General features: G+C 53.3%; 19 protein-coding genes. 8 read left to right on the plus strand and 11 right to left on the minus strand.

Annotated features, from left to right (window positions below; all coding sequences use genetic code 11):
• Positions 1 to 2 precede the first annotated feature (2 nt).
• From ACZ5Q2_RS14515 to ACZ5Q2_RS14550, 8 genes are all read left to right on the plus strand, one after another.
• Positions 3 to 818, plus strand: coding sequence for a lysophospholipid acyltransferase family protein (locus ACZ5Q2_RS14515; RefSeq protein WP_058089657.1), 816 nt, complete (start codon positions 3 to 5; stop codon positions 816 to 818).
• Positions 818 to 1,765 (plus strand): SDR family oxidoreductase, encoded by a 948-nt coding sequence (locus tag ACZ5Q2_RS14520; protein ID WP_061331090.1) that lies wholly within the window; start codon positions 818 to 820, stop codon positions 1,763 to 1,765. The genes ACZ5Q2_RS14515 and ACZ5Q2_RS14520 overlap by 1 nt, the downstream gene beginning before the upstream one ends.
• 98 nt (positions 1,766 to 1,863) lie before the next feature.
• Positions 1,864 to 3,999 (plus strand): XrtA/PEP-CTERM system histidine kinase PrsK, encoded by a 2,136-nt coding sequence (gene prsK / locus ACZ5Q2_RS14525; RefSeq protein WP_061331089.1) that lies wholly within the window; start codon positions 1,864 to 1,866, stop codon positions 3,997 to 3,999.
• Between the two features lie 183 nt (positions 4,000 to 4,182).
• Positions 4,183 to 5,505 carry a PEP-CTERM-box response regulator transcription factor gene (gene prsR / locus ACZ5Q2_RS14530; RefSeq protein ID WP_230713952.1) on the plus strand — a complete coding sequence of 441 codons (1,323 nt, stop codon included), beginning with the start codon at positions 4,183 to 4,185 and terminating at the stop codon, positions 5,503 to 5,505.
• 51 nt (positions 5,506 to 5,556) lie between these two features.
• A complete protein-coding gene (locus ACZ5Q2_RS14535; protein WP_061331087.1) occupies positions 5,557 to 8,253 on the plus strand; it encodes a tetratricopeptide repeat protein in 2,697 nt (898 codons plus the stop codon).
• Positions 8,254 to 8,373: 120 nt separating this feature from the next.
• Positions 8,374 to 10,338, plus strand: a complete 1,965-nt coding sequence (locus ACZ5Q2_RS14540) for a PA14 domain-containing protein (RefSeq protein WP_061331086.1) — start codon at positions 8,374 to 8,376, stop codon at positions 10,336 to 10,338.
• A gap of 145 nt (positions 10,339 to 10,483) precedes the next feature.
• Complete coding sequence (locus ACZ5Q2_RS14545; protein ID WP_061331085.1) at positions 10,484 to 11,161, plus strand: PEP-CTERM sorting domain-containing protein; 678 nt, start codon at positions 10,484 to 10,486, stop codon at positions 11,159 to 11,161.
• Between the two features lie 148 nt (positions 11,162 to 11,309).
• Positions 11,310 to 12,314, plus strand: coding sequence for a glycosyltransferase (locus tag ACZ5Q2_RS14550; RefSeq protein ID WP_432209942.1), 1,005 nt, complete (start codon positions 11,310 to 11,312; stop codon positions 12,312 to 12,314).
• Here ACZ5Q2_RS14550 and xrt read toward each other — a convergent pair.
• Genes xrt through ACZ5Q2_RS14605 form a run of 11 tightly spaced genes read right to left on the minus strand, consistent with a single transcriptional unit; the run spans position 12,247 to position 25,751 of the window.
• Positions 12,247 to 13,797, minus strand: coding sequence for an exosortase (gene xrt, locus ACZ5Q2_RS14555; protein WP_061331083.1), 1,551 nt, complete (start codon positions 13,795 to 13,797; stop codon positions 12,247 to 12,249). The genes ACZ5Q2_RS14550 and xrt overlap by 68 nt on opposite strands.
• A gap of 12 nt (positions 13,798 to 13,809) precedes the next feature.
• On the minus strand, positions 13,810 to 14,931 hold the full coding sequence (locus ACZ5Q2_RS14560) for a GNAT family N-acetyltransferase (protein ID WP_432209941.1): 1,122 nt from the start codon (positions 14,929 to 14,931) through the stop codon (positions 13,810 to 13,812).
• Positions 14,928 to 15,827, minus strand: a complete 900-nt coding sequence (locus ACZ5Q2_RS14565) for a glycosyltransferase (RefSeq protein WP_061331081.1) — start codon at positions 15,825 to 15,827, stop codon at positions 14,928 to 14,930. Before ACZ5Q2_RS14565 ends, ACZ5Q2_RS14560 begins: the two co-directional genes overlap by 4 nt.
• A 36-nt stretch (positions 15,828 to 15,863) precedes the next feature.
• Complete coding sequence (locus ACZ5Q2_RS14570; RefSeq protein ID WP_061331080.1) at positions 15,864 to 16,745, minus strand: glycosyltransferase family 2 protein; 882 nt, start codon at positions 16,743 to 16,745, stop codon at positions 15,864 to 15,866.
• On the minus strand, positions 16,745 to 17,797 hold the full coding sequence (locus tag ACZ5Q2_RS14575) for a GNAT family protein (RefSeq protein ID WP_061331079.1): 1,053 nt from the start codon (positions 17,795 to 17,797) through the stop codon (positions 16,745 to 16,747). The genes ACZ5Q2_RS14570 and ACZ5Q2_RS14575 overlap by 1 nt, the downstream gene beginning before the upstream one ends.
• The gene (gene asnB / locus ACZ5Q2_RS14580; protein ID WP_061331078.1) at positions 17,790 to 19,718 is read right to left on the minus strand and encodes an asparagine synthase (glutamine-hydrolyzing); all 1,929 of its coding nucleotides are present in this window, start codon (positions 19,716 to 19,718) and stop codon (positions 17,790 to 17,792) included. The genes ACZ5Q2_RS14575 and asnB overlap by 8 nt, the downstream gene beginning before the upstream one ends.
• Before the next feature lie 3 nt (positions 19,719 to 19,721).
• Positions 19,722 to 21,236: an oligosaccharide flippase family protein gene (locus ACZ5Q2_RS14585; RefSeq protein ID WP_061331077.1), complete on the minus strand. Its 1,515-nt coding sequence runs from the start codon at positions 21,234 to 21,236 to the stop codon at positions 19,722 to 19,724.
• Positions 21,233 to 22,348: a glycosyltransferase family 4 protein gene (locus ACZ5Q2_RS14590; RefSeq protein ID WP_061331076.1), complete on the minus strand. Its 1,116-nt coding sequence runs from the start codon at positions 22,346 to 22,348 to the stop codon at positions 21,233 to 21,235. Before ACZ5Q2_RS14590 ends, ACZ5Q2_RS14585 begins: the two co-directional genes overlap by 4 nt.
• Positions 22,349 to 22,374: 26 nt before the next feature.
• Positions 22,375 to 23,745, minus strand: coding sequence for an O-antigen ligase family protein (locus ACZ5Q2_RS14595; RefSeq protein ID WP_061331075.1), 1,371 nt, complete (start codon positions 23,743 to 23,745; stop codon positions 22,375 to 22,377).
• Positions 23,742 to 24,857 carry a glycosyltransferase gene (locus ACZ5Q2_RS14600; RefSeq protein WP_061331074.1) on the minus strand — a complete coding sequence of 372 codons (1,116 nt, stop codon included), beginning with the start codon at positions 24,855 to 24,857 and terminating at the stop codon, positions 23,742 to 23,744. The genes ACZ5Q2_RS14595 and ACZ5Q2_RS14600 overlap by 4 nt, the downstream gene beginning before the upstream one ends.
• 9 nt (positions 24,858 to 24,866) lie before the next feature.
• The gene (locus ACZ5Q2_RS14605) at positions 24,867 to 25,751 is read right to left on the minus strand and encodes a glycosyltransferase (RefSeq protein WP_138436304.1); all 885 of its coding nucleotides are present in this window, start codon (positions 25,749 to 25,751) and stop codon (positions 24,867 to 24,869) included.
• Positions 25,752 to 25,791: the final 40 nt, after the last annotated feature.

A 25,791-nucleotide genomic window follows, 5' to 3' on the forward strand; every position in this document is an offset into this window, starting at 1 on the left:
GCATGGGCCTGGCATCGTTTCTCAAATCCAGACTGGTACCAGCCGAACTGGACCAGCAGATAGAGCGAATACGCAAGCCAATCGGTTCCCTGGGCTACGACCCCTGGGGTTATAACAACGAGGCCATCAAGTACGGCTTCTCCCTTACCCGGCAGATCTACGAGAAGTACTTTCGTGTTCAGGCCTCTGGCGTTGACAATGTGCCCGCCGAAGGCCCGGTTCTGATCATTGCCAACCATTCCGGCCAGCTCCCCCTGGATGGCCTCCTTATCGGCTATGCTTTGGCATCACGAAAAGACAACCCCCGCATTCCCCGGGCCATGATCGAGCGGTTCTTTCCCACCGTGCCCTGGCTGGGCAACCTGCTCAATGAGATGGGCGCCGTTCTTGGGGACCCGGTCAATTGCGCCAAGATGCTGGAAAACAATGAAGCGGTGATCGTCTTTCCCGAAGGGGTTCGCGGCTCCGGCAAACTGTACCGTGATCGGTACCAGCTCAAGCGGTTCGGCAACGGCTTCATGCATTTGGCCATGAAATACAACGCGACGATTGTTCCGGTAGGTGTGGTGGGTTGCGAGGAAACCATCCCTGCCATTGCCAATATAAAGCCACTGGCCAATGCACTGGGCGTGCCCTACGTTCCGGTGGCACTGCCCGTGATTCTTCCGGCCAAGGTACACCTGAACTTCGGCCCACCCATGCATTTCGACAATACCGAAATCCCGGAAGAACAGGTGACCGAGCGGGTGGAAGCCGTCAAGGCTGAAATCAGCCGATTGATCGACAAAGGGCTTAGTGAAAGGAAAAGGCTGTTCTGATGACCACCAAACGAAGACCCCACATCCTCGTGACTGGTGCCGCCGGCGCCCTGGCTCAACAAGTCATCAGCCGCCTCAGGGAAACCTGCGACCTGGTCGCCGTCGATTTCCGTGAGCAGGTGTATCTGGGAGACGACATCCCCAGCTATTGCATCGACTTCAACAAGCGGGTTTTCGAGGACCTGTTCAGGCGATATCAGTTTGACGGCGTGATCCACCTGGGCCGGATACTGTCCAGCCAGCTCACCCGCATGCGCCGCTATAACGCCAACGTGCTGGGCACGCAGAAGTTGCTGGATCTTTCCCAGAAGTACGGCATTCGCCGGGTGATTGTTCTCTCCACTTACCACGTATACGGCGCCGTCGCCTACAACCCGGCCCTGATTGATGAATCCGCCCCCCTCAAAAGCGCGGGCCTGAGCGCGGATCTTGTGGATTCCGTGGAACTGGAGAACCTGGCCAACATTTACCTCTGGCGCTATCCGGAGCTGAACATCACCATTCTTCGGCCATGCAACATCGTGGGCCCCGGTGTGCGAAATTCCATGAGCTCACTGCTCGGCAGCTCCCGGGCTCCGGTGCTGGCCGGCTTCTCGCCGATGATGCAATTCATCCACATAGACGACATGGCAGATGCCATCGTACTGGCCTGGAACAAACCCGTAAAAGGCGTGTTCAACGTCGCCCCCCAGGATTGGGTAGCCTATCAACAGGCCTTGAAACTTTGCGGATGCCAGCGCATTCCACTGCCATCCATTCCACCCGTCGTTCCCAAGGCGATTTCAAGAATTCTGAACCTCAGGAGCTTCCCGACTTACCTGATGGCGTTCTTCAAGTACCCAGTGGTGATTGATGGCCGGGCCTTTGCCCGGGAGTTCGGATTTACCCCCAAACGTCAGTTGACAGATATTTTCCGTTACTATCAGGACAACAAACGGCCAGTGTGAACCAGGCCGGGAAAACGCCGATACCCGTAGACGGAACCGGGAGTTCAGAGCTACCCTGTACAGAATAAGTACAGAACCCAGGTTCAAGGAAAGACCGAATGCTCAGGGACATCAGCGTGATCAGCTACGGTGCGGCGGCAGCCTTGTTCGCGGTGCTGTCTGTGCTGATCGCGACACGTTATCTGCGAAGGGATCTTGACCGCGCCCTCTTCCTTGCGGCGTTGGTCACCACCTTGTGGGCAAGCACCCTGGTCTCCCAGAGCCTTTGGGGGCACCCCGGCTTTTTCGTACGTTACCTGCTTGAATTGCTCAGAGATACCGCCTGGATCCTGCTGCTGTTCGCCATGCTTCGGGACGCTTTTCGCCAGGGCAAGCTCGCCAGCCAGCTCAAAAAAGTGCTTGGCGCCTCCCTCTTCATACTGATCGCAACCCTGCTGACCCTGGGCAGCCTTGAATTTATCCTTGGCCTCGCCCTGCTGGATGGCAAAACCAAAGTCATCGGGCAAATCGCTCTGGCCCTGCTCGGGCTGTCACTGGTGGAACAGATCTGGCGCAACGCCCCCGGCTTTGGCCGGTCCTCCATGAAGTACCTCTGCATTGGTGTTGCCACCATCTTCACCTTTGACTTCTTCATGTACGCCGATGCCCTGCTGTTCGGCAAAGTCGCCGATTCGTTCTGGAATGCCAGGGGCTTCGTCAACGCTGCATTAATGCCGCTGTTTGCCGTCAACATTATCAATACCCGCAAACAACCGGTGGATTTCCAGCTTTCGCGCTCCGCGGTATTCCATGTGGGCACCTTCCTGTTCGCCGGCGGGTACCTGTTGTTCCTTGCCGTAGGTGGATACTACGTTCGCGCCCTGGGCGGAGCGTGGGGCGAAGCCATGCAGGTGCTGTTCATCAGCGTTTCCCTGGCATTTCTGGTCACCCTGTTATTGTCGAGGCGAATCCGGGCCAAGCTGATGGTGTTCATCAGCCAGAACTTTTTCGACTACAAGTACGATTACCGGAACGAATGGCTGAGAATGACCCGTGAACTGGCCGACCTGAGCAATGACCCTCCCCTGCCCGAGCGAGTAATCCGAATTCTCGCAGGCCTGGTGGAGAGCAACGCTGGCGCCATCTGGCTTCGCAGCGACCAGGGCGACTACCTGCTGAATGCGAGCGTGAACCTCGCCACGCCCAAATACACCATTATCGATAGTGATTCGGAACTGGTCCGTTTTTTCACGGATCGGGAGTGGATTATTGATCTGAACGAATACCGGTCCGACCCGATAAGCTACAACCTGCTCGAGATTCCTGACCCCATCACCAACACCCCAGACGCCTGGCTGATTATTCCCCTGTACCTTGGCAACGAGCTTTACGGCGTTGCCATGGTGGGGCGCCCCTATTCGAAAGTTGAGTTGAACTGGGAAAACTTCGACCTTATCAAAGTGGTAGCCCGACAGACCTGTAACCTGCTCGCCCAGATGGATGCCCAGAACCGCCTCTCGCGGGCCATGCAGTTCGAGGCTGTGAGTAAAGCCTCAGCATTTATGGTGCACGACTTGAAAACCCTGATTGCACAGCTGTCGCTGCTGGTTAAAAACGCCCCCAAGCATCGGAACAACCCGGCGTTTATCGACGACATGATCGCCACCACAGACCACGCAGTACGCAAAATGGCCAACCTCGTGGACCACATTCGTAAACCTTCCAACCCGGCAGAAGAAAACCGGAGCCCGATAAACCTGACCGAACTGGTCCAGGAGCTGATCGCCCATCACAGCCATCGGGCGCCTGCACCATCCCTGCAAGGCAGCCCAGACAACATCTTTGTGTCTGCGGATAAAGAACAGCTGCGGAGCGTGCTCGGCCACCTGTTGCAGAATGCCCAGGACGCAACCCCGGCAAACGGCGACATATCCATCAATCTTAAAACCGCCAAAGGCAATGTTGTGATCTTCATTCAGGACACGGGCACCGGCATGACCGACGACTTCATCCGCAGCCAGCTGTTCAAACCATTCGAGAGCACCAAGGGCCTTACCGGCATGGGAATTGGCGCCTACCAGGCCAGAGAATACATTCAGGAATTAGGCGGCAATATTGATGTCACCAGTGAGCCAGGCGTTGGGTCTTGCTTTTCCGTCAGGATTCCTCTGCTCACGTCCGAAGCCGAAATACGGGCTGCGGCCCCGAGTGTGCCAATTCAGGAAACCGTACAACCACAGAAAACCGTCAACTAATCGTCGCCCGAAGGTATTTTTATGAATCAGCATTGCAAAGTGTCAATGTTCAGTTAAGAATCATAACCATGGAAATGCCGGTTCAGCCAATGGTGGCAGCCGCGCCGTACACAGACCAAAGGATTGAGTGTTGTTGTGAAGCAGCTACTGATTGTAGAAGACGACCCCGGCCTGCAGAGCCAGATGCGCTGGTGTTTCAGCGACGACATTGATGTATCTGTTGCATCAGACCGTGAGGCCGCTCTCACGGCCCTTCGGCGCCTTGAACCCCAAGTTATTACTCTGGACCTAGGCTTGCCGCCCGACCCAGGCGGAGCATCCGAGGGCTTTGCGCTTCTGGAAGACATTTTACGCCTGGCCCCCATGACCAAAGTCATTGTGGTGACCGGCCGGGAAGATAAAGAAAACGCAGTTAAAGCTATTGGCATGGGCGCATCGGATTTCTACCAGAAACCGCTGGATGCCGACATCCTCACCTTCGTGGTCAACCGCGCGTTCCGGCTTGCAGAGCTTGAAAGAGAGAACCGTGAACTGGCCAGCCAGGGCAACGGCACCACCATCAAAGGCATTGTTGCCGCCAGCCGTGAAATGCTCGCTATCTGCCGTACGGTTGAAAAAGTCGCCCCTGCAGACGTTACTACTCTGATTACCGGAGAAACCGGCACTGGCAAGGAACTGCTGGCCAGGGCACTACACGATCTCAGCCACCGGGCTGACAAACCCTTTGCCGCCATCAACTGTGCCGCCATCCCGGAGAACCTTCTGGAAAGTGAGCTGTTCGGCTTTGAAAAGGGATCGTTTACCGGCGCGACGCAATCGAAGAAAGGCAAAATTGAAAGCGCCAATGGGGGAACCCTGTTCCTCGATGAGATCGGCGACATGCCCATGGCCCTGCAAGCAAAACTGTTGCGGTTCCTGCAGGAACGAGTGGTAGACAGAGTGGGTTCAGTCAAACCCATACCGGTAGACGTCCGGGTGGTCTGCGCGACCCATAGAAATGTTCAGGACCTGATCAGCCAGGGAGAGTTCAGGGAAGACCTTTACTACCGGATCAGTGAAATCACCCTGGATGTGCCAGCCCTGCGGGAACGTGAAGGCGATGCTCTGGTAATAGCCCAGTCGTTGCTGAAAACCCTGGGCAAGCAGCTCGACCGGCCCAACCTGTGTTTCTCCGAAGACGCTGCACAGGCCATTAATGCCTATGGATGGCCAGGGAACGTGCGGGAGATGATCAACAAAGTGAAACGGGCCATCATTATGGCTGACGGCAAACGGATTACCGCAGACGACCTGGTGCTCCCCGCCGACGGCTGTGAAGCTGACTACCAGCTAAACCTTCGCCAGGTTCGTGAAGCGGCGGAACGTAAAGCGATCATACAGGCGTTGACCACCAGCAACTTTAATATGGCGCAGGCTTCGAGACTGCTGGGGGTCACCCGCCCAACGCTCTATAACCTCACAGACAAATACCGGATTGAGACCTCCACCGCGACAAGCGGTGTGTGACCAACCCCAACGGATTCAGAACAAGACCCCGATAAAAGGAAGGAACAGGGCATGAAAATCAGTAACGTTGTAAGAGTGTCGCTGCTTTCGGCTGCCATCGCGTTAAGCCTGACTGGCTGCAACAGCGAGCCGGACATGTCACAGGATGACATCCAGTATATCAGCCACCTTGACCAGGCGCGGTTCTTCCAACGCCAGGGGGAGTTAAGAGCGAGCACTATTGAGGCTCGCAGCGCCATCCAGATGCAACCTGAGCGCGTTGATCCCTACTTCGTCATCATCAACAACCTGCTGACCGCAGGAGATGCTGTTAACGCCGAGCGCCAGCTTGACCAATTCCTGGAGAACCGGTCCGAAGACGCCCTTACCCAGCCCCAGATGAACCAGGCCGCGTTAATCCGCGCGGAATCAAGGATATTGCAGGGAAAAACCGCAGAAGCTGTCCAGGCGCTGGATCAGATTAGCTCACCCTCTCGGGACCAGGAACTCAAGGCGGATAACCTGAGGGGCCAGGCCTGGTTATCGGCCGGGGATTTTGGTCGGGCCGAGACAGCCTATACTGACGCCCTTCAACGCAATGATCAGAATGTCACCGCCGCGGTCGGATTATCCAGAATCGCCGCCGCCCGGGGCGACATTGCCAAAGCCCGCGAACTGCTCAGCCAGGCAGAAACCATCGATTCTGACCATGAAGACATCTGGCTATGGAAAGCACAACTCGCCCACTCACAGGAACAATGGGCCGAGGCAGAGCAAAACTATATCCGCGCACTGGAAACGATTGGCCAGTACGACGTGATGACCTACCGAAAGTACCAGACCATCTCAGCTCTGGTAACGGTTCTTCGCCAGCAAGGCAAATCAGCAGAAGCCTTTGTTTATGAAGAAATCCTTGCCAAGTCCGGGCCCGGAACCATCAAGAGCAACCTTGAAGCTGCAGCCGCCGCCTATAACGATGGAGATCTCGATACCGCTGCTCGCTTTTTACAGGAAGTGCTGAACCAGGCGCCCGGGCACCAGCAAAGTGCCCTGATGCTGGGCGTTATCCGTTTCCGGCAGGGCCGCACTGAAGAAGCCGCCAGCCTGCTGGAACCCCTCGCGGAGATGAACGACACCGACGGTGTTCGCAAGCTTCTGGCCGCAACCAGAATCTCCATGCGAGACCCCCAGGGCGCCAAAACACTGCTTGACGACCTCAAGGATCGCGACAGCGACCCACAAACTCTGGCTCTGGTTGGCATCGCTTCTCTCGCCAGCGGTGACGACCAGAGTGGCCGCCAGCTCATCAACAGGGCCCTCGAACTGCAACCGGATAACCACAATCTTCGGCTGCGCTACGCCACCTACCTTGCCCAGCGCGAGGACTACGAGGCCGCCATCCGCCAGGCGCGCCAGATTCCAGCAGAGGCTCCTGAATCGACCCAGGCCACGATACTAGTGAGCCAGGCGCAGATGGCCTCGGGCAATCCCGACGCCGCACATAAGGCCTTGGACGACCTGTTAAGCAAAGAGCCGGCCAACGTGGCCGCTTTGATTGCAAAAGGCAACCTGGCCGGCAATACCGGGAACATGGACAACGCCCGGAAGTTCTTCGAGCAGGCACACAAAGCGGCACCCGACAACCCGACGCCTCTGGTAGGGCTCGGTAACCTGGCCCGGTTGCGCGATGATAATGACACCGCCCGAGAACTCTATACTCAGGCCGTAAGGCTGGCGCCCGACAACCGCGGAGCACTGCAAGCAATTGCCAACCTCCTGCCCAGAGACGACCTAACCGAGTTGATGCGAAGCATACGCGAGGACAACCCGGAAGCGGCAGGGCCGCGCCTGATTCTTCTTGAGACAGCACTCATTGAGAACAACACCTCCGAAGCCGACGAACTCACTGCCCAGCTGGTGGAGCGGCAGCAAGCGGATGCGCCATCTCCCACCGAGCCACTGGTCGCCACAGTGTACGACGGTATTGCAACGCAAATGGTACAGCGTGGACAAACCGAACGGGCGCTACAGATACTCAATCGGGGCCGCACCTTGTTCCCGGATAACGAAGACATGGCCCTGAAAGTGGCCTCTATCGAATTCCGTAATGGCAATACCGCTGCCGCCAGGGACGCTCTGAGGGACGCAAAACAGCACAACCCCGAATCCCCAGGCCCGTATCAGCTGGAAGCCAGCTATTACGAGAGCCAGGGAGAACACCAACAAGCCGCTGAGCTCTATCAGCTCGCACTCACCAAACGAAACACCCCAGAGCTGCAAGTTGTCCGAGCCAGAGCACTCAGTAGTGCAGGCCAGCCCACCGCGGCCCTGGAGTCTCTTGAACAGGCCATGGAGCAGTTCCCGAACAACACCAGAATCATGCTCAGCCTGGCCATGGCACATCAGCAGACGGGCCAACAAGACAAAGCCAAGGCGAGTTACGAACAGCTGGTATCACTCAGCCCGACCAATGCGGTAGCCCTTAACAACCTGGCATGGTTGTATTACGAAACGGGTGATAATCGGGCCCTGGACACTGCCAGGAAAGCCTACGAACTGGTCCCCGACAGCGCAGCGGTGGTGGATACCTATGGCTGGATACTGTTTGAATCCGGTGAGCAACAACAAAGCCTTGTCGTGCTTGAGAAAGCGCACGAGCTGGACCCAGGCTCCCGCGAAATTGCCATGCATCTGGTGGAGGCCTACAGGGCAGCCGGCAGGGATGACGACGCCAGGCGAATTCTGACCAAGCTGGATAACGAGGCCTGACAGAGCTTAACGCTATAAGCGCGGTAGGCAGATAGCGAAACGTTCCTAAGACTCGGTGGCAGCCCTAACACACTGCAACAATACTTTACACAATGTATCGTTGCGCAAGGAAGGTGAGTTATGGCTGCCAAGAAGATTCTCGGCCTCGGTGTAGTGGTGGTTTTTCTCGGTGGTTGCCAGAGTTGGCAGTTTCGGGACATTGAAAAGTTACCACCCACTGCTGCCATTCCCGAAGTCAGCGAACCGGGAAAAGTCGACGTCTGGTACTTTGATGGCATATCAGGCAACAACGTTCAAAGCATGATAGACGCCGAGAAATTCCCGGACTCACCTGACGAAATTACAGAACTCAACCAATTAAGGCGCGCAGCCAACCGGGCCAACAATTACGGCACCTTGATTCGTGGCTATTTAGAACCCCCCGCAACGGGTGAATACACCTTCTACATTGCAGGTGACGACGAAACTCAACTCTGGCTCTCCCCTTCGCAGTCTCCGGAAGATATCGTTCGAATCGCCTCAACCATGGCGACCCCGCTCGATAATTTCACTCGCTACAGCTCGCAAACCTCAGGCATTCATTACCTCGAAGCCGGACAAAAATACTATTTCGAGCTGAGGCACAAAGAAGGCGGCTGGGATGACCACTTTACCGTGGCCTGGTCCGGACCCGGGCTGAATCAACAGGTGATCGATGGCCCTTTCCTGCACAGTTTTGCGCAGACAACCCCGGGCACCCAACCGGAACTGACCACCGAAGAAGCCTATGAACTCGGCTACCGTCTCGGATTTTTCGATGGTGAAAAGGGCTTGTCGTATAACGCCCAATATCCACCGCTGGATGAAGATGGTGATGGCCTCTACGACAACTGGGAAATCTATTACGGCCTGGATCCGACAGACCCGACGGATGCGATGTCAGATACCGACGGAGACCTGCTTACAGCACTGGATGAATTCTGGGCGCGCACAGATCCCAACCTTGCAGATACCGACGGCGATGGCATTCCCGATGGTTACGAATACGCTTACGGCCTTGATCCCACAGACCCAACCGATGCCTCGCGAGACCTGGATGGAGACGGATACTCCGTACTCGAGGAATACCTGGCGGGCACAAACCCACTGGATCCTGAGGATTTCCCTGCACCTGAAGCAACCTACCAGCCAGGATACGTTGGCCAGTATTTCACAGGCGTAAACTTTGACAGCTTTGTTTACACCCAGCGAGACACCGCCATTAATTTCAACTGGGGAAGTGGCAGCCCGTCTGCCAATATGCCCAATAATAATTTCAGTATTCGGTGGCAGGGCTGGTTTACTCCACCGCACACGGAAGGCACGCGCGAATACACGTTTGCCACAAGAACGGATGACGGTGTTCGCCTTTTCCTTGATGGCAATCTGGTTATCAATCAGTGGAAAAACCAATCCGCCACCACCTATACCAGTACAGCCAGCCTTCCGGCCGAGATACCCGTAGCGGTTACTATGGAATATTTCGAATCAGGATGGGACGCCTCTGCGAGCCTGGTGATATCCGATACAGCCACCGGGCAAAGTCTTAACCCGGAAAACGTGGTGCAAGCCCTCTCTCTTGATAGCACCTCCAGCGACAGCTCACTCAACGACGGCATAGACGACCTGTACAAGCTCCGATACGGCTTACCGCTGCTACAACCTGTCGCCGATCAAGTCTTTAATGACAGCGGTATTACCGTGTTGCAGGCTTACCAGTCAGGACTTCACCCGTACACACTTGAGACCGTATCTGAACCGGATGCGCCGGTAACCAGCGAACCATCTGATAATGGCGCCAGCGCGGGCAGTGTCACGCTATCCTGGACCCCGCCCCTTACACGCGTAGACGGCAGCAGTATCTCACTCAGCGAAATCTCCGGGTATTTGATCAACTACGGCCAAGCGCCAACAAACATGCCCCAGATCCTGGAGGTTCCAGCGGGCACAACTGAAGCAAGGATAGAAGGGCTCTCCTCGGGAGATTGGTACTTCACTATAAGGGTGATTGACACCAACGGACTGAGTAGCGAACCGTCAGATCCGGTTCAGTACAGTGTGCAGTAAAAGACAGATCGTCGAATTAATTTACATCGCCCAGATTAAAGAAATAATTAATGCATTAAAATCAATGAGTTAAAATCTGGCACGCTATCTGCTTTGGTTAAAGGGTGTTGTAAAAATTCGACCACTCACTGGAGGAGTGACTCAAATGAACAAACTTACACAAGGCATCGCACTGGCAGCCGCAGTTGGTTTTTCCGGTTTCGCACAGGCAGCCTACATTGACGCCGTTGCCAACGGAAATGCCCCCGGCGCAGCCGCCGAGCAAACCGTACCCGGCGATAACGATTACGCAACCCGCGTTGCCGGCACCTGGACTGCTGACGCCCCGCTATATAGCGTTGGTGACTCAGTGTTGTTCGGGCACAACCTCACCTCAACCTCAGCAGATCCGTTCAAGCTGACCTTTACCTACCTCGGTAAAGAAGCCTCTGACAACAACCAGTTCTACTGGGGTAACACCTTGGTATTCGATACCAACAGCACCCCTGACGATACTTTCAGCACTGTTTTCACTGGTGGCCTCGGAGCCCTTCTGGACTTCAAATTCACCATCCAAACCGGTCTGGACATTGTGAACGACGCCAACAACGGTGGCCAGTTCAGAACTGCTAGCCCGAGTTCCAGCACCAACTTCAACCTGTTCTTTGTTGAAGAAGATTACTTTATCATCAGTCTGGATGACGGCTACATCGGCGACGACAACCACGATGACATGGTTATTGCGGTTCGCGCCTCCAAAGTCCCTGAGCCCGGCACCCTGGCTCTGTTGGGCCTCGGCCTGGCCGGTATCGCAGTGCGTATGAAGGGCCGTAAAAAAGCCTGACATGCAACTCTGTGCTACGCTTTAAAGCCCTGCCTTTGCAGGGCTTTTCTCTTTCTGGTGGTGACCCATGGACATACTCATCGTATACGCTAGCAGTGGGCGCGGGTTAGCAAAGGATGCTGACATTCTCCAGTCGGCGATAACATCCATGGGCCATGCTTGTCAGGTAGAACATTTGCCACCAACACCGGAATGGCAAAGCCGGCTATCCCACTACCGGTATCGACTGCTAAGCCGATATCTGCCAAGTAGTGTCGGCAATCTTTACTACACCACTCGCGCAGCCATCGCGAGAACACCGCCACGTCAGGCCAGAGCGGATCTGGTCATCCACCTGGAAAACATCAGGCTATCTTATCTCAACCGTGGCAAATCCCACTGGTTGATCCCCAATCAGGAATGGTTTATTGAGTCACGCCTGCCTTACCTTCGGTTTGTTGACCGTATTCAATGTAAAACCCGACACGCTGTTGAAGTATTTTCCCGCCTGCACTCGAATGCGGCGTATCTAGGGTTTACCGGTACCGAAAAAGCATCCTCCCCAAGGCTGGCAGATAAAGCCCCTAATCTGGCAATACACATAGCCGGCAACAGCCAATTCAAAGGCACGCGTGCAGTACTGGATTGCTGGCTACAACATCCGGAGTGGCCGAAACTGATCGTTATCAGCCAACACTTGAAAGCTTCGGACTACAGCAGCGATAACATTGAAATCGCAAGCAATCTGACCGATCAGGAAATAGAAATGCTGTGGCAAAAGGCGCGCTTTGCGGTTTTGCCATCAGAGGTAGAAGGTTACGGGCAGGTGTTGGCTGAAGCGCTGGCAAACGGATGCATAACGGTCACTACGGATGCCCCACCGATGAATGAACTGGTTGAAGAGTGTCGCGGCTATCTTGCAGAGCCAGAGGAAAACCAGCCTTTCCGGCTGGGCACCCTGTTCAAGGTTTCAAAACGCAGCCTGGAGAAGGTCATAGACAAAGCGCTCAGCGAATCGCCAGAGCACTTGGACCGCATAGCCCACAGTGCCACCCTGTGGTACGCTTTGAATCACCAAGCGTTCCTGAGCCGTCTCACAAAGGCCGTCAACGAACTGGCCGAACAACCTCAAGATCAATCCGGGCGAGCGCCTCAGGAAAAGCCCGTTCGATAAAACCCGTCAATGCCTCTTCAACGTTGCAGTTCTCACAATTAACCGCGGTAATCAGCAGACTGGCATCATCACGGTGGTTGAAAAAACCTGACACCTGCGCCAGCTTGGCCCGCCACTGATCGGTTTCCCACCGCCCCTGTACGAGGTAGGTATAGCCCAGATGTATCCTCTGGCCTGTCATGCGGTTGCGCAAGGTAATGCCCTGCACCGGGATGTCCAGCGAGGTTGGAACATGAAAAAAGTGCTCAGGCGTCCATACCTCGCGATCGTACAAACGATTACTGTACTGAATCAGCTCTGCCCGGTGCCTCTGGAATTCATAGGTGAATACCCCAAAATAATACGTCACCTCAGCACCCTGCCCCGCCCGGACCTCTTCCCGGTCAAACAGCGTTTGCACATACATACGGTCCGGGTTGCGTATCTGGGGTCTCCAGCCCGCCAGTTGCGCTCCGAATACGGGCCCATAATGTTCACTCAGGTCCAGGGCCAATGCCGCCGGTTGAGCGCTGACGGCCGACGTCCGCTCTGGCAGCGCAATCCAGGTGGCAAACCCCGCGATCATGATGACCACAACGGCAACGGCCGGATTTCCGCTCGGAGTCATGATTTCCGGCTGCACAGCCTTCTGTTGCGCAATCGCCAAATCGTCTTTGATTTCGAGACGTCGTGCTATGAAGTAGAGTGGCACCAGGGTACCGGCAAACACCCACCAACCGAAGTTGTCGTGATCATCGATCAGGCTGGACTGCATGTTCGTCTCATAACCCAGATAGATAATAACGAATACGCGAATCCAATTCGCAACCAACGCAAACGCGACCCCGAGGCAGAACAAGGTGACGCGCGACCTCAGGCGGGAAAGATACGTCTCTCCGTAAATCAGTACGAGCGCCTGCCCAACCAGCAGATAACGCAGGCCGGAACACCCGTGCGCCACCTCAAAGGTGCCAACACCAATCAGGTAAACAAAGACCCCTTCAACCTCAAACTCAATGTTCGCAAAACCGAGAAGGAACTGATTAACAGCGACCGTGATTAACTGGAGCGTCCAGGAAAGGAAGTCCCAGACCGGAACGGTCAGGAACAGGAGCCCAAGGGGCACCAGAAACCACCGTACCTGGCGCCACCCCATCAATACCGCGAAGGCGCTGAGTAACATGGGCACCATCACCAGTTGCTGCAATGCCTGAAGGCGAATCAATCCACCCAGCCAGTACACCGTAAAGCACGCTATGAACGGCACCAGCCAAAAAGGATAAAAGCCGGCTTTAACCGGATGGATCATTGCTGCCCGGGCAGTCAGGAACAGCGAAACCGCGGCCAACAAGAATCCGTGAGAGTAGGACTCATCCAGTTTAAGCCAGCGTGACACAATCCCTTCAATCGTCGGGAAGGTAACCAGACCAATAAGGCAGAAGGTCGCCAGAAAGGGCCAGAGTTGCCTGACTACCTGCGGACTCGGAATCCATTCCCTGCTCATCGCTACACCTGCCTAAAGACGAAAAAATCGATTGACGGAAGACACAAGTTGTTGGGGCAAACAGGCCCGGGCACCATACGCCAGTTTTAACACCGGGGAACGAACATACTCCCCCGTGGTAAAAACCACCTGCTCGCCCTGAAAACGGCTCTTGTAGAACGTATTCTTGCCAGAACCGGCCAGTAAATCGTATCCAATCACGGTGTCATCATTGAATGCGGCTTCGATGGCGTAGCCCAAATGCAGTGTGCCTAGCGATAGTTTCGGGTGGAAACTCTCCATAAAGCCCGCCTGCAGATTGTATACACGATTGCCTGCCTGTACATCGTAGAGGACTGAGACTACCTGCCCCTTGGCCGTCAGCGCCGAAAGCCTGGCTAATTGGCCATTACCCAACCGGCTGAGGAAAGCCAGATGAAAGCGCACCGCGTGCCGGTCAAAACAAGGCTTGCCCCAACGCTCACGATGGAACTGATTCAACTCCTGTAAAAAGCTCTCAGGGTCGTCCCAGGGAACATATTCACCTGCAACTTCGCTTTCGAACACTGCTCGGCGGTTGAACGCCTTCAGGCGGGTGTTCTTTCCCAGTCGTTCCAACCAGCGCCTGTAGCCAGATTCAACTGGAACCAGGACACCTTCCGCTTCACTCCTGACCAATCGGGCTATATCCATACTTTCTGACAGGGCCGGCTCCAATAAATTCATGGATCTGGGCGACGCATCCGCCACAATCATCTCGTCCCAGGCGAACCCGGCCAGACAATCGGCGAGTCGCTTCATCACAGGCTTTTGATGTGTGCGATCCACAATCAGCCCAACGTACTCGGTCCGCACAGTAGGGCCGAGCTTCCAGGCGTTACCAATCACATGGAGCCGACGAACCCGCCAGCCTACAGGCGTTCTGACCGACTTCAAATACAACGGAGCAAGACCAACCAGTTCGTCAGACTCGCTGTAGACACCCAATAACAGCAGTTCCAGTTCCAGCGCCTGGCTCCAGGTCTCCCACCAGGAGACCTGCCATGCCCAGCTCATAAACAACGGGTCCGCATCGCTGCGGCCAAGCAGCTCTCCCCAGCTCGTTTTGAGGCCAAAGAGCTCATCCTCTGAGAGCCTGCGAACGGTAAACGTCATTTTCGCCCCCGAGACGCGGAGCTCACCAGCATCTTGATGGCCAGCCGCCAAGGGCCAGACCAAAACGGATCGTTCGTGGCAGCCCTTGCCAGCTCTTTAAGCGCCGTTCGATACCGGCCTTGAGAAAGCTCGTATCGCCCTTTACGCACCAGGAACCGGCTCATCCCATGGCGAGCCTCACGCCGGCTCAGTGCCTGAGGAAAAGCGCCGAGGAAATGCCGGATTATAAGCTCGTTAGCCATGAAACGGCTGTCTTTGTCACTGGAGATCTGGTTCTCCATCACACGGTAATATCCCAGGACCTCAGGCAGATACAAAAATTGATAGCACGTTGAAAAACGCAACCAGAGACCATAGTCTTCCGCCAGCCGATCGGCATTATCAAATCCACCCATTTCCTCAAAACAGCGCCGGCGAGTCATGGTGGTGTTCATGCTCACGAAGTTGTCCTGGATTAGCTGGGGGGTAATACGCCCGGTATAGCGTTTCATCCGGTTAACGCCCTGCTCCTTTCCTTGCGCATCTATAACGATGTAGTCGCCGTAGACAATGTCGGCCTGGGGGTTATCCCTGAATGCCTCAAGCGCTTTGTCCAGCTTGCTTGCCAGCCAGGCATTGTCCGAGTCCAGAAAACAGATAAACTCACCGTTTGCAGCCTCAATCCCGCGGTTGCGTGCAGCACTCTGGCCCTGATTATCTTGTACAAGGTACCGCACGCGGGGGTCTTCAAGGAACGGTTGCATTACCGCTGCCGTGTTATCCGTCGAACCATCGTCTATCACGATCAGTTCTAAATCCGGCATGGTCTGGGCCAAAACGCTCTCCACCGCGACCGGCAGGTAATCTGCCCGGTTAAACGTGGGAGTAATAACGGACACCAATGGCCTTGATGACATAATCGCCTTACTTCCGTGTCTGGTTTATCTACGTTGTTATTTCAGTAGCACAGCGGCAAACGCGCGCCACACATTCAACTCTGCCGGCGAGTATTTCACCGCCTTCAGCAACTCCCTCACCCCATCCCGCTTCTGCCCATTACTTCCCAGATAACGGCCCTTCCTGATATAGAAATGAGCGAAGCCCTGATTGAACTCCCGGGTACTCATGGCATCAGGAAAATCCCTCCTGAAGTCATGAATGATCTGCTCATTTACCTGAAACCTTCGCGTTTTATCGGAAGAAATCTGGTCCTCCATCACCCGGTACCAGGCCCAGTACTCCGGCTCATAACGAAACTCATACTTTGCGGAAAACCGGAGCCAAAGATCGTAATCATCGGCCACCCGGCGTTTGCCACTCATTCCACCCATCTCGTCAAAGCACCGGCGGCGCGCCATGGTTGTATTCATGGCCACACAATTATCCCTGACCATGTAGGGCGCAATATGGCCAGAGTAGCGGGCCATATTGTTCCGGCTCAGCTCCTCACCGGCTTCATTGATAATCACATTATCGCCGTACAGAACATCGGTAGCCGGGTATTGTTCAAAAATCCGGACTTGCTGCTCCAGCTTAGCCGCCGGCCAATAGTTGTCTGAATCCAAAAAGCAGATGAACTCCCCTTTTGCATCATCCAAAGCGACGTTCCGCGCCACGCTCTGGCCCTGGTTTTCCTGCCGGAACAGTCTTATGCGCTCATCGTTGAGATAAGGTTCAAGCACTTTGTCGGTATGATCGGTAGAACCATCATCCACAATCAGAAACTCGAAATGGGGATAGGTCTGGGCGAGCACGCTTTCAACAGCCTCAGCGATAAAATCCGCACGGTTGTACGTTGGTGTAATAATGCTGATCAACGGTTTATTTACCGACATCAAACGTCGTCCCTGTTTGTAACTTGATGATTCCAGGATTCCCGGGCCGACTGCAGCAATTCTCCATCAGAGTCGCCGCCCATAATGAACCAGCCCTGGTTGCACGGCCGAGGATTCGAGCCATCAGCCATTTGCGGCGAGGCCCATACAAAGAAACGCGGCTGTTCGCGCCCTTGATAGAAGCCCAGAGACCTCATCGCCTGCTTGAATTCCGCATCGGAGGTCATAGCCGAATAGGCAGCCAGCTCGGGCCATGTCGATAACATGGTTTTCACCAGAAAATACTTGAGCGGCAGCGCCTTGGCTGGCCCAAGGTAATCCACCAGGCGAGCCTGTTGCTGGTCAACCCGAACAACACCGATAGCCGCAAGCTGCCCCTCCGGGGTGAGAATTTCAATAAACTTGTATTCCGCAAGCGGGTGTTTCTGGTATCGCCAATCCAGGTAGCGCCAATCCCGGACCACGGTTTTATCGTAACCGCCCATACTCCGTTGCCAGAGGCCATCCACTTCCGCTGGTGCGGGGAGTTCATCACGAACACGGGATTCATGCCCGGATTTGGGCACGGTAGACGCGCCAAGCCGGCCAAGAAACTGATAGACCATCAAAGCAACGTCCCTGAATGATCGGGGCCTGCATATCCGTTTGAGGAAATGCACGTCGTGGCTCGCACGCCACCCCATGCGTTCCAACACAATCGCTGCCACGGGGCTAATGCCGAAGGACATCAGCACCGAGGACTTCTTCGCCAAATCTTCCTTAATCAGCCGACCTACGCCTTTGCCCCGATAATCTGAACGAACCTTGAAGTCACAACTCCACATGGCGTCTATAGGTTGGCCCCTCCAGGTAATGGACACGGGCACGACCCCGTTGAACCCGATCACCCGCCCCTGATCAACAGCGACGACTGGATCAAAACCCCGGTTAACGACGCCGGGGTTCTCAACAAACTGGTACCTCCAGATGTCGCCCTTGAAAGCGACATCCGAGAACAGGTCCAGAATCTGTGTCCGGTGCAGTTCATCGTTGTAGGGTGTGATTTCAGCCACCAGTGTGCTCCAACCAGGCCAGGAACATCAGGATGCCCCAGAGCTCTGCAGAATAATCTTCCCTTCCCCGCAAGTGCTCTTGCCAATAAGCGTTTACAACAGACTCATCAAGCAGCTCTTGCTTGCCAAACACGGACGGTGCAAGCAGCGACTCCGCCCAGGGCCTCAGTGGGCCACGCAACCAGTGCCCGACCGGCACTGCAAAACCCTGCTTTGGACGATCCACCAGCTCCCGGGGCACGTGCCGGAACAGCACACTGCGAAGCACCTGCTTTCCTACCCCGCCTTTCAGGTTATAGTCCAACGGTAGCGAGAGCGCGAAGGCCACCACTTTCGGGTCCAGCATGGGAATCCGCGTTTCCAGGCTGCAGGCCATCGCGGCCCGGTCGACCTTCACCAGAATGTCATCCGGCAGGTACCAGTTAAGATCCCGCCACATGAGGGTTTTCAGACTCTCTTCCGGAACCCCGGGAGGTAAAGGCCGGGTTAATCCATAGGTAGGCTCGCGAACTGCCTGTCGGAAACATTCCGGCTCCGCCCAGAATGAGACGGACTGGCGATAGAACTCGGATACACTTGATGACCGGGCCAACGCCCGCTCCGCCTTCAGGCGATGGCGTATCGCAAGCCCGGAGCGACCACGTTGAGCGGGAACAAGTGCCCGAATAGCCGCTGCTGACAGAGATTCCGGCAAGGCGGCCGCAGCTCGCCTTCCAAGGCCGGAGAGACTGTTGCGACCTTGCCACCGGGACAGCACCGAAGGGTAGCGGGTATAACCACAGAAAAGCTCATCTCCGCCGTCTCCGGACAAAGCCACCGTAACGTGCTTCCGTGTCATCTCGCTGACCAGGTAAGTTGGCAGCTGGGAGGAGTCTGCAAACGGCTCATCGTAAAGTTCAGGCAGCCTGGGCACCAGGCCCAGTGCATCGTTCGGAGTAACGTACAACTCAGTATGCTCGGTACCCAGATGGCGAGCCACTTCGGCGGCGTGTTCCGCCTCATTAAAACCGGCCTCATCAAACCCGATACTGAACGTTTTAACCCGCTGCGTTGCCCTTGCCTGCATCAGCGCCACAACCGTTGAAGAATCAATGCCGCCAGACAAGAAGGCGCCCAACGGCACATCCGACACCATCTGATCTTCAACTACATCGCCAAGGAGAGACTCCAACTGATGACTGGCGTCGTCAAAGCTGCCCGGGGGGCTCTCAACAAAACACTCTTCCAGTCTCCAGTACCGTTCGGGCTCCGGCAAAGGGTTGCTGTGCCCCGCGTTCAGCTGGAAAGTCACCATTGAGGCAGGAGGTAACTTGAAAATACCTTTGTGAATGCTCCAGGGGGCTGGAATGACGTTATGGCGCAACAACAACGCCAACGCCTGTTGGTCCACACCACCTTGCCAGGCCGGATGAGCGCGCAGCGCCTTCAACTCCGAGCCGAACAACAGAACGGTGCCCTGATAACCGTAATAAAGGGGCTTTTCGCCCATGCGATCCCGTGCAAGTACTAACGTTCTCTCTTGCAGATCAATCAGAGCAAACGCAAACATGCCTGAGAACCTGGCCAAACTGGGCACCAACCCCCACTGCTCAATAGCATGCAGCATGACTTCAGTGTCTGAGTGACCACGGAACTGGCAGCCCAGCTTGACGAGTTCCGAGTGAAGCTGCCTGAAGTTGTATACCTCGCCATTGAACGCGATGACATATCGCCCACTGGCTGAGGCCATTGGCTGGGCGCCAGCGGGGGATAGATCCTGAATCGATAAACGGCGGTGGACAAGACCCGCACCCAGGTCGAGGTGGTGCCAGAGGCCTGCATCATCGGGCCCCCGATGCGCAATAGCCCGCCCCATACCAGAGAGTACCTGCTCAGGCTCAACAGCACTTTCCTTGCTGACAAATCCGGCAAAACCACACATCCCTTATTTCCTTCCCGCCATGCGAGCAATCCTAACACCCAGATAGGTTCGCTCTTCCCTGTTTAACACCAGTAACCAAAACGCCACTAGCCAGGCAAGACTACTCAGAAGTGCACCGGCAACAATGTCAGCGTAGGAATCGTAGATCAGATACTCCCCTACACCCAACAGAATCAATGCCATAATCCCGGCAGGTACAAATGCAGGCAGCACAGACACACGGAGATATTCCCAAACTGGGAGCTCCAAATGTTTACAGGTATAGCGAAGATACAAAGGTACAAAGATCAGCCCCGGTACCACTGAGGCAAAAGCCACGCCTTCCAGACCAAATGGATGCACCAGAACCAGGCTGAGCCCGATATTCATAATGGCAGCGATGGGTGTAAGTCTGGCAAAAATACCATGCTTGTTTATGGCCGTGAGATAGCGGCTAGCAAACGGATTGATAAACGGAAGAATGGTAAAAATCACCAGAAAAACAATAAGGTACTTGGCCTTCTCGCCAAACTCCGGCCCCAGCCAAACATTGATAAAGGGAACCCCCAATAACAATGCGCCTGTACCCATGGCCATCAAGATACTAACCACATAGCGCGATGACACCAGGAATACCCGCCGGATCATCGCATCCTCCGCTTTGGCACTTAACCCACTGAACAGGGGCATGAAAGCGTGAGTTAACGTCCAGCCGAGCCCGCGAATATGTTGCGTGAGGTTTGCCGGTATGCTGTAAAACGGCACCATGGCCGGCCCCAGAATCAAGCCGATAACCAGAACGTCCGTCGCATTCTCAACACGGGTTGCTATTCCCTGAACAAAAGACTTGAACCCGAATACGATAAGCTCCCGCAACCTTACCCAGGAAAACATACCCAACTGAGCGCGAATGGCACCGTAGGCTGGGCGCGAAAGAATCCACATAAACAGCAGATACTTCACCGTAAGACCAATGGCATTAATACCCGCCAAAAGCACCAATCCGTTTTCCGGTGTAATCAGGCTATACAAAAGTACCGAGCCAACCACCGAGTTCACAATGGTAATGTTGTTTTTCAGATAATACTTCTGGAAGCCTTCAAGGTAGCTTTCTGCCACGTACCCCGGAAAGGAAATCAGCAGGTAGGCGCCAATAATAATCAGAAACAACGTGTACTTCTGATGGGCCTCACCCTCCGGCGCCAGCGAACCGCCAAACCAATATCCCCACGAGAAAAAGAACACGAAGAGCAGAACCCCAACCAGTGCCATGAAGGCGAGCGCCGACATGTAGACAGACTGAAGCGCGGTTTCATCCTTCTCCGCCAGGTGCCTGGCGGCATAACGGCTGATAGCGGGGCGAAGGCCAAGATCAAGTATGCCCATATAGCCGATAACCGCACCAATCATCTCCCACAGACCGTAATCGTACTTGCCCAGATTGTGGACAAATACGGGGGTCATAATGAAAGTAATGACCAGCTTTACGAACATGACCAGAACGTTGGAGCCAGTGTTCACAAGCAAGGTACGAATCATAGAGTTTGGCCAACCAGCTCGTCGTAGAGCGCCCGTAACTCAGCAGCAGGGCGACCAATATGAAAACGCTCTACTGCAATTGGCTGATAATCCAGAAAGCGGTCTCTGCTCGGGTCCGCAATCTCCGCTTTTATCGCGGCTGCGAGCCCTTCAGCGCTACCAGGTGAAAAAATCCGGGTGGGCGAGCCCGCAACCACCTCTCGCAGACCGATGCAATCCGTAGATAGCAAGGGAACACCGGCCGAAAGTACCTCCATTGCCAATAAGCCACAAGCTTCCCAACGGGACGGCATCACAACCATATCGACTGCTTTTATCATGGCCGGCATGTTGTCGGTACCGGGCATCTGAATGAACTGCTCAGAAAGCCCCTTAGCCTCGAGGTATTGATAATCCTCTCGGATATACCCCCCCCAGCCGAATGTAAGAACTTTTGGCAGACGTCCAAACCCGGTCAATTTAAGCTGTTCGATCGCGTCAACCAAAGTTCTGAAGCCCTTCTGACCCATAAACCGACCGAAGAACCCTACCAGCGGAAGATCCGCTTCCAGCTCCAAATCAGCCCTGAGGTCCACTCCGGACCCACTGGAAAAATAGTCCGTGTCCACTCCGTGCAAGATCGGATGGAGACACCTTTCAGGGACACTCGGAAAAAATGAATGGAAATTATCTGTCGCATCGTTCGTAACGGTATGGATCGCATTCATCCGTTTAAAAAGCAGTGCCATAAAGATCTTCTTTACGGACCCAGCAACACCTCCAAACTGTGATGCCTGAAAGACATCGTGAGCAGTCATCAGGTGCTGTTGTTTGAGGCCAGTCATTGAAAGCTCAGTCAGCAACCCCGCGCCAAAACCATGTGAGTGAACAAGATCGTAACGTCGCTTCCCCAGCACCTTCCTCAATTCCTTAACGAAAAGATGAGACCTTTCTGGCGAATTGATAACTCGAATGCGCGATTCGCCTAACGAATTGTCGAGATACTCCGAAAGCCCATGGTCAGGCGCAAACAAAGTAAAAGTGCAATGATCAAAGACCTCATTTCCATATATATACCGAAAGAAGGTTTTAATTCCTCCTCCGGGCTGCAAAGCAGTCATCAATACGTCCATATACACGCCTTGAAAAATTGGAGAAATTAAAATTCTCGCTTCCTAACCTTATCTGCAAGTCGAAACCTGGGTTCGTTATTAATATCGGAAACACAAAATTCCGATTCATTTTCCATATGGCCGTTCTTCAGGGCGAGGTTAGAAAACGCTATTACAAGACCAGCAAACAAATACCAATAATATTGTGAAAGACCCCAATAATTAATACTATAAACAGCATACATCCAGAACAGAGTTATTAGGGCTTTATTTAAACGTGTATAGAAATCGTCTGCACCTTCCCTCACCTGTGAGAACATCGATCGAACAACGAAAAGTTTTTTTATAACTCTACTTAGAAAGGTCATAAAGATAAAAAAACCAACAATTCCGAGTTCTATAAGAACTTCTGCATATAGGTTGTGACTTGCCTGCCTTGCGCCGAGTTTGTGTACTTTCGCTTCAGGTGTCGTACCCAACCCATGGCCAACGATTGGCCGAGTCATACCTAACTCAAATTCTTGGACCATCCCTTTGATACGTCCCTCTGCAGATGCTCCGCCCTCGGCGTCTCGATCAATTAAGGAGAGATAACGCTCCTTCTGAACTGGAGTCATAACAGAAAATGCAAGAAAGGCGGCAAGAACACCAACGGCTATTAACCTGACCTTCTTTTTCGATTCTTTAAAAACAAAAATTGCTACAACAAGGAGCGCAATAAATCCGCCCCTCGACATCGTTAATATGAGCGCATAGAGTAACAATGGCATTATTGACAAGTAAACAGCTTTAGCCTTCCAATTAAGCGGCCAGAGGAGGTAATGAAGAAACGGAACTGCAGTGGCGATGACGAATCCAAGTTCGTTAGGATTTATAACATCAGCTGGTGCACCAGCTAGCCTGCTCGCAAACTCTTTAGAGCTAAGATAGGTTGAACTTCCCCAATAACCAGTAGTAACATTCAAATACAAAGGCTCTAAAACCCTAAAAACCTGGCATCCAACAAATACAAGCAAAAATATCTTAAGTCGCTTTTCCGTATCAACAAGTAACGCGACAAAGAAAAGAAATACCGATGCCTTTACAAAAGGATCAAGATTGGCTCTGATAACGCTACCGGGCCACTCGACCAACGGAAGAGAGATGACAATGTATCCAGCCAAGACAAAGAAGCTTTTAAAAACTGGATCAACCATTTTATGCTTGAATTTCTGTCGCTGGCTAAATAGTAGTAGCAGGAGAATCAACACCGCAATTAGGGTCGGGCGAATCACGCCATAGGCGGGAATACGTGCAGAAAATCTCACAAAAAAGTCGATTACAAAATAAAGAAAAAAGCAAAAAGTGAAGCTACTAATTAACGAGTCAGAGTTCTTATCAGACAATGATCTATCAAAACGGCTCTTAATCGAGATCATGATACACCGTATAAATCTTGGTGCTGCTCCACCATTACTTCACTGCTAAACCGGACTTCGGATGATACCAAAGCCGCCGATCCCATCTGCTTTCGCAGATTCGCATCAGAAACAAGCTGCCCAAGGTAGCCAGCTAGCATTGTGGTATTACCCACATTATAGAGATAACCGGACACCCCGTGCTCTATTGCTTCTGGATTCCCACCGACCGAACTACAAACGACAGGCAGACCCGCCCGCATGTACTCCACAATAGAGTTAGAGAACCCCTCAGAATCAGAGCATAGCAATCCAATATCAAAAGCTGGCAGACAACCCGAGACATCGGAACGACGACCCAGAAAATGAATGCGTTTGTGCACATCCAGATCTTTAGCGCGTAAGGCCAACTCACTGTCGTCACCGTCGCCAATCACGACAAGATGCATATTACCGCCTTGTTCAACGACTTTGGCCAAAGCCACAATAGCATCAGTGATTCTTTTGATTGGCCGAATATTTGCTACAATAACTCCAAAAACACCATCGGGGTATTCCTTGCGGATAAGAAGAATCTCATCAGGAACTGAGGCTTTTTCAAGGTCTGCTTTATACCCATTATAAATAACACTTATCAGATTCTCAGGAATCCCTTCATTTCTGCATACAACGCGCTTAACCGCTTCGCTGTTGGCAATTACAGAGGACACAAAGCGACCGCTAAATCGCAACAGATAAAGGTAATTTTTCGTATACCAATACCCCATATCACGACGAGATATAATAACGCGAATCCCCTGTAATCTGAATATTATCGGACACATAATTGAAGGGTCGATAAAAAACGCATGAACAACGTTTACGCCGGCCTTACGAAACCGCTTTGCCTCTCTCCAAAGCCTAAACCAAGTAGACAGGTTTCTTAGTCCACTACTCCCCAAGATTGTATAGTTACAAGGAAACCCACTTTCCTTTAAATAAGTGGATTCTTGGAACACCAAGAGGTGTGGGGATACTCGACTTCGATCTAATCCTTGGACGAGCTGATACAGCTGCCCCTCAGTCCCGGCTTGGGGATTTTTAAAACTATCGATAACATAAAGAACTTGCACAGTCTTCTGATCGTGATCCATTAAGGCTCCTCAAGTATTCCTCTCGAGTCCTAAAATTACCCTCATCGCCCTAATCGGATCGAGGAATCCGGCCTTAAAAAAATGATTAGCCGCTAAGCCTTTCCGGTCATTATACCAATATACTTTACCCAACCGATACTCTAAAACTGCTCGTCGTTTCCGAACCGTTGTCTTCTTATAGGGATAACGTCCCACCGCTCTGGACAAGATTCTTAAGCCATTATTCCAACGTGTTTCTAGCCCGTTTACACTGATAGCTCCGTCATGTTTTCTATAATAAAAAGATGGAATGCCGGAATACGCTATTAAGGAACATTCTGCTATACGTAACGCGAAGTCATGATCTTGCGCAGCTCTAAAGGACTCCTCGAGCGAGCCTACCTTTTCAATAATATTCTTACGAAACATGCACAATCCGGGCGAAACTATATAGCAATCAAGGAGAAGCCGATTAGGGTCACCATCCTCATAATGATCGGGAGCAAATAAAGAGTATAGAACTCTTCCCTCTGCATCAATAGCATACCCCTGCCCATACACCATTCCAACATCACGATTATCGTTCAGAAACCGAGCATGTTCAGCGAGTATGTTTGGCGCCAGCAAGTCATCACTATCCAATATAACTACATATTTTCCGGAAGCATTCGATATGCCTTTATTTATCGAAGCTGCTTGACCTAAATTTTTAAATTCCTCATGAACCAAAACCTTGACCCTAGGATCCTTGACTCTTCTAAGCCAATCTAAGGTTCCATCTGTTGAACCATCATCAACAATAATATACTCAAAAAATTTGTAATTCTGAGACAAAACAGAGTTTACTGTTTCAGGAATTAAATCTAACCGATTATATGAAGGAGTAATAATCGACACTACGATATCAGTTTCCATACCACACCTGATCCCAAATGATTGGTCAAATGGTTCCAAT

The sequence above is a fragment of the Marinobacter alkaliphilus genome, assembly GCF_055394375.1.

Coding starts and splice junctions, on each gene's coding strand:
- ACZ5Q2_RS14515 (WP_058089657.1), top strand. CDS start 3: ATGGGCCTGGCATCGTTTCTCAAATCCAGACTGGTACCAGCCGAACTG.
- ACZ5Q2_RS14520 (WP_061331090.1), top strand. CDS start 818: ATGACCACCAAACGAAGACCCCACATCCTCGTGACTGGTGCCGCCGGC.
- prsK (WP_061331089.1), top strand. CDS start 1,864: ATGCTCAGGGACATCAGCGTGATCAGCTACGGTGCGGCGGCAGCCTTG.
- prsR (WP_230713952.1), top strand. CDS start 4,183: ATGCGCTGGTGTTTCAGCGACGACATTGATGTATCTGTTGCATCAGAC.
- ACZ5Q2_RS14535 (WP_061331087.1), top strand. CDS start 5,557: ATGAAAATCAGTAACGTTGTAAGAGTGTCGCTGCTTTCGGCTGCCATC.
- ACZ5Q2_RS14540 (WP_061331086.1), top strand. CDS start 8,374: ATGGCTGCCAAGAAGATTCTCGGCCTCGGTGTAGTGGTGGTTTTTCTC.
- ACZ5Q2_RS14545 (WP_061331085.1), top strand. CDS start 10,484: ATGAACAAACTTACACAAGGCATCGCACTGGCAGCCGCAGTTGGTTTT.
- ACZ5Q2_RS14550 (WP_432209942.1), top strand. CDS start 11,310: ATGGGCCATGCTTGTCAGGTAGAACATTTGCCACCAACACCGGAATGG.
- xrt (WP_061331083.1), bottom strand. CDS start 13,797: ATGAGCAGGGAATGGATTCCGAGTCCGCAGGTAGTCAGGCAACTCTGG.
- ACZ5Q2_RS14560 (WP_432209941.1), bottom strand. CDS start 14,931: ATGACGTTTACCGTTCGCAGGCTCTCAGAGGATGAGCTCTTTGGCCTC.
- ACZ5Q2_RS14565 (WP_061331081.1), bottom strand. CDS start 15,827: ATGTCATCAAGGCCATTGGTGTCCGTTATTACTCCCACGTTTAACCGG.
- ACZ5Q2_RS14570 (WP_061331080.1), bottom strand. CDS start 16,745: ATGTCGGTAAATAAACCGTTGATCAGCATTATTACACCAACGTACAAC.
- asnB (WP_061331078.1), bottom strand. CDS start 19,718: ATGTGTGGTTTTGCCGGATTTGTCAGCAAGGAAAGTGCTGTTGAGCCT.
- ACZ5Q2_RS14585 (WP_061331077.1), bottom strand. CDS start 21,236: ATGATTCGTACCTTGCTTGTGAACACTGGCTCCAACGTTCTGGTCATG.
- ACZ5Q2_RS14590 (WP_061331076.1), bottom strand. CDS start 22,348: ATGGACGTATTGATGACTGCTTTGCAGCCCGGAGGAGGAATTAAAACC.
- ACZ5Q2_RS14595 (WP_061331075.1), bottom strand. CDS start 23,745: ATGATCTCGATTAAGAGCCGTTTTGATAGATCATTGTCTGATAAGAAC.
- ACZ5Q2_RS14600 (WP_061331074.1), bottom strand. CDS start 24,857: ATGGATCACGATCAGAAGACTGTGCAAGTTCTTTATGTTATCGATAGT.
- ACZ5Q2_RS14605 (WP_138436304.1), bottom strand. CDS start 25,751: ATGGAAACTGATATCGTAGTGTCGATTATTACTCCTTCATATAATCGG.